Here is a 4,777-nt window from a genome sequence, read left to right on the forward strand (position 1 = left end):
ACCGGACATCCAACTGTCCCATGGCGCCGGCACGGTGTCTGAGTCGCCCACGCCGATCACATCCCGGCGGCTGGGGGTCCTGGCTGTGGGCCGGGTCAGCTCAGCGGGCGGAAGGACGCCGGCTGGATGGCGGCCGGCTCGGTGGTGTACGCGGCGAGGGTGCGGGCCAGATCGGTCGGGTCGACACCGATGGCATGCATGTTGCGGGCGAGGTCGGCCATGACCGACAGTGCGTGGTACAGCAGCACTTCAGCGATTCCGGACGGCTGGCAGATTGCCAGCCGGAACGCGTTCGCGGCGTCGGAGTCCCCGGTCAGCGCGGCCAGTGCGCCGATGCGGATCCGTTGGCTGAGCGATTCCCAGACGCCCTCGCATTGAGGTGCCTCGGCGCTGCGCCAGACGCCGCGGTAGGTCAACGACCGGATGACCGCGTGTGGTTGTTCACCGGTTCGCAGATGCAGCGTCACCGCCCACATCGCGAGCAGCCAGCTCAGTGACCGCAGGAGTCTCGCGGGGTCGGCTGCGAGCCGTCCCGCCAGTGCATCCTCGGCCTCTCCTCGTGTGGATGTCTCCGCCCAGGCCTGGACTAGGCGTTCGGCTTCCACGATGTCGGTGATGCCCAGCTCGGGCGTGCATGGTCGCGCGACGGCGGCGGCCCGGTGGGACGCGGTGTCGACCAGTGCGAGTGCGCCGGCATCGTGCAGTGTCTGCCAGGCAAGTCCTGCTTGCGGCATGCCCGCTACGGTAATGGCCTGTTCGTCGTTTGAGTTCCCCTATTGCGCAGATCACTGACCTTCTCCACCACATGGACCCGTTCGTTGGTTGCGGCTCCGGAGGGTGTCTGCGGCGTGCGGACTGTGTGTCAGGCGTTGAGTTGTGATTCCAGTGTGAATGTATGTGCGGTCGCCGTTACGCTGTGCATATGTAGGCCGTCCCGCGCGGCGCGCACGCCTGATGGCGCACGATGGGTGTCGTGACTCGGGGAACCTTGCGTGTCTACCTTGGTGCCGCGCCAGGCGTCGGTAAGACCTACGCGGCTCTGGACGAGGCGCACCGGCGCCGCGATCGGGGAACCGATGTGGTCGTCGGTTTCGTCGAGACCCACGGCCGGCCGAAGACGGCGGCGTTGCTGGAAGGGCTGGAGGTCGTCCCGCGAAAGGAGATCTCCTACCGGGACGCGGTGTTCACCGAGATGGATGTTGACGCTGTGCTGGCCCGTAGGCCCGCGGTCGCCCTCGTCGACGAGCTCGCGCACACCAACGTCCCCGGCAGCCGCAACGCCAAGCGCTGGCAGGACGTCCACGAGCTCCTTGGCGCTGGTATCGACGTCATCTCCAACGTGAACATCCAGCACATGGATTCACTCAACGATGTGGTTGAGACGATCACCGGGGTGGCCCAGCGGGAGACCGTGCCCGATGACGTCGTCCGGGATGCCGACCAGGTGGAGCTGGTCGACATGGCCCCGGAGGCGCTGCGCCGTCGGATGGCGCACGGCAACGTCTACGCTCCGGAGAAGATCGACGCCGCACTGTCGAACTACTTCCGGGTTGGCAATCTGACTGCTCTGCGCGAGATAGCGCTACTGTGGGTAGCCGACAAGGTGGACGAGCAGCTCGACCGGTACCGCGCCGAACACGGCATAGCGGGGACCTGGGAAACCCGTGAACGCGTGGTCGTCGCTCTCACCGGTGGACCCGAGGGGGACACCCTGATCCGCCGGGCCGTCCGGATCGCGGACCGCAGCAAGGGCTCTGATCTGCTCGCCATCCACGTGGCCCGATCGGACGGCCTGACCGGCGCGAACCCGCAGGCACTGGCCCGGCAGCGGGCGCTGGTGGAGAGCCTGGGAGGTACCTACCACCAGGTGATCGGCGAGGATGTCCCCACCGCGCTGCTCGACTTCGCCCGCGCGGAGAACGCGACCCAGCTGGTGCTCGGTGCCAGCCGGCGCGGCAGCCTCGCCCAGATGTTCAGCCCCGGTATCGGGGTCACCACGACCAAGCTGTCCGGGTCGATCGACGTCCACATGGTCACCCACGAGGAGGTCGGTAGTGGCTGGCGGCTGCCGCGGCTCACGCACGGCCTGACGCCGCGACGCCGCCTGATCGCGACTGCGCTGGCGGTCGCTCTTCTCCCGTTGCTCACCGTGGTCCTGGCGATCTCGCGTGAGTCGCTCAACCTCACAACCGACGCTCTTGCCTACCTGCTGGCGGTAGTGATCGTCGCGCTGGTCGGTGGATTCTGGCCCGCGCTGTTCGCCGCGGTCGCGAGTTCCCTGTTGCTGAACTACTACTTCACGGCTCCCGTGCACCGCTGGACGATCGCCGAACGTAACAATACCTTCGCGCTCGCCGCGTTCGTGCTCGTCGGGATCATGGTCAGCAGGGTTGTGGACCTCGCCGCACGCCGGTACGCCCTGGCGGCGCGGGCCTCCGCCGAGGCCGCGACCCTGTCCGTACTCGCCGGCAGCGTCCTGCGTGGCGAGGATGCGCTTCCGGCGCTGCTCGAACGGGTGCGGGAGACCTTCGGGATGACGGCCGCCACCCTCCTGGAACGCTCCGAGCAGCACTCCGGCGCCGGCCGCGACAGCGGTAGCGCCCGCGAGTGGCGGGTCGTTCACAGCATCGGGACTGATCCGTGCACCCGGCCCGAAGCCGGTGACGTGGACGTCCCCGTCGGGGACAACCTCGCTCTTGTACTGCGCGGACGGCCACTGCCCGCCGCGGACCGTCGGATACTCGCCGCGTTCGCCGCGCAGGCCGCGCTCGCACTGGAACAGCGCCGCCTCACCGAAGCCGCCGCCGAGGCCGGCCCGCTGGCTGAGGCCGACCGGGTACGTACCGCTCTGCTCACCGCGGTCAGCCATGATCTGCGCACACCGCTCGCCTCGGCCAAGGCCGCCATTTCCGGGCTGCGCGGGCGGGACATCCGCTGGACCGAGGCCGAACAGGCGGAGCTGCTCGCGACTGCCGATGAGTCCATGGACAAGCTCACCCGCCTTGTCGACAACCTCCTCGACATGAGCCGGCTGCAGGCTGGCGCGCTCAGCGTCTTCCCCCGGCCGGTCGGCGTCGACGACGTCATCCCACACGCCCTCGACGAGCTCGGCCCGCCGGCTCGCAGCGTGGAGATCCAGGTGCCCGACGATCTGCCCGACATCCACGCAGACCCCGCGCTCCTCGAGCGGGTGCTGGTCAACCTCGTCTCCAACGCACAACGACACTCCCCCGAGGGGACCCATCCGGTCATCACCGCGAGCGCGCTCGCCGATCGGGTCGAAATTCGCGTCATCGACCGCGGGCCGGGCATCCCGGCGGAGAACCGGGACCGGGTCTTCCAACCCTTCCAGCGTCTCGGTGACCGGGACAACGCCACCGGCGTCGGCCTGGGCCTCGCGTTGTCCCGTGGCCTGACCGAGGCCATGGGTGGTTCGCTGACCACGGACGACACCCCCGGCGGCGGGCTCACGATGGTGTTGTCGCTGCCCGCCGCATGGTCGGTCCAGCAGCCGGTTCCCGCTACGGTCGCCGCGGGCTGACTCGCCGACCGGCTGGGCTCTGCGTCACGCGTGCGTGCGTCCCTGCGGAGGGGTCGGTGGAAAAAGTTGCTATAGCCGCCGTTTCTACCTACGCCCGGCCGTCGGCGACACGAGGCTTAGGTAGTTTTCGTCGCTATAGCGACCGCATCCACCTACTGCTCCCGCTGCCAATGCCTGGGCCGCAGCGGGATCCGGGACGAAGCCGGGGTGGTGGCAGGTGTTGGGTTCGAACCAACGTAGGCTGAGCCGGCGGTTTTACAGACTGTCACCGATCCGCACGGAAAGTTATGCCCACCTGCGTCGATGCGGTCTTGCTGCGGCCGGGCCGGCACGACGTGCACGTATGGTGCACAGCCAAGATCGTCAGTGGTGCGACGCTCCGTCGGGTCCTGGCCGTGCGCGGCGTGTGCGGCGCGCCATCGGGCCTTAGAACTGTCTCGTCGAACACGCCGCCGAGACCGAGTAGGGGCGGCTAGCCTTCGATCATGTCCGAATCGGATTGGCACAGCCATTACGCGCCACATGGCGTCCGGGTCCGCGTCGATGGGTCCTGGGTCAACCATCCCGATGCCAAAGTTGTCAAGATTAGTCAGGCTGGGGTCTTGATCCTCTCCTCCAAGGTGTTTTTCAACGGCAGGCATGTAGCCGTAGCCACCTACTCACCAGGGAATTGGTCGCAAATCGAGAACCTAGAGAACAGGCCGTAGCCTGCGCCCTCATGGCTGGGGCGAGCGTGATCCCTCCGGAGAGCTGGCGGGCTTGTCCCTACCGCCGGGTTCCCGACCGTGCAAGATCCGCCAACGTCCCCTGACCCGAGCCTCTGCCGTGCGGATCTTGCGCGGTCGGGGTTCCGGTGGTAGCCCTCGGGCGCCAGGTCTGCGGAGTGATCACGCGGACGTGTCCTCGTTCTTCCCTCCCCTCTGGATCTGGCCGGGGGGTTCGGGGGGCCGAGCCCCTGAGGTCTTCCCACACGCCAACCGCCCCGTGTCGATCATCCGGCCCGGGGCGGTTCTGCTTGTCCGGCCGAAGGCCGGTCTTGAAACCGTAGAGAAAATTGGCGAGGGGTCTTCGATCTTGCGGCGTCAGACTGTTGGGATGAGGTAGACGTTGACGAACCAGTTGTGGACCTTCGCCCAGTGCATGTGGCCGGATAGCGTGCGGTCGCCTTCAGTCTCAAGGACGCAGTGGATATGAGGTATGCCGTTTCTTACCTCGCCCGTTCCGGACATCTCGAAT

General features: G+C 67.6%; 2 protein-coding genes. One reads left to right on the plus strand and one right to left on the minus strand.

Annotated elements, in window-relative coordinates; genetic code table 11:
• Positions 1-95: 95 nt before the first annotated feature.
• Positions 96-734 (minus strand): hypothetical protein, encoded by a 639-nt coding sequence (locus U9977_RS08630; protein ID WP_322748672.1) that lies wholly within the window; start codon positions 732-734, stop codon positions 96-98.
• Positions 735-964: 230 nt separating this feature from the next.
• On the opposite strand from U9977_RS08630, the gene U9977_RS08635 reads away from it, so the two are divergent.
• Complete coding sequence (locus tag U9977_RS08635) at positions 965-3,541, plus strand: sensor histidine kinase KdpD (RefSeq protein WP_322748673.1); 2,577 nt, start codon at positions 965-967, stop codon at positions 3,539-3,541.
• Positions 3,542-4,777: the final 1,236 nt, after the last annotated feature.

Source organism: Protofrankia sp. Cas8, from assembly GCF_963555845.1.
Lineage (GTDB): Bacteria > Actinomycetota > Actinomycetes > Frankiales > Frankiaceae > Protofrankia.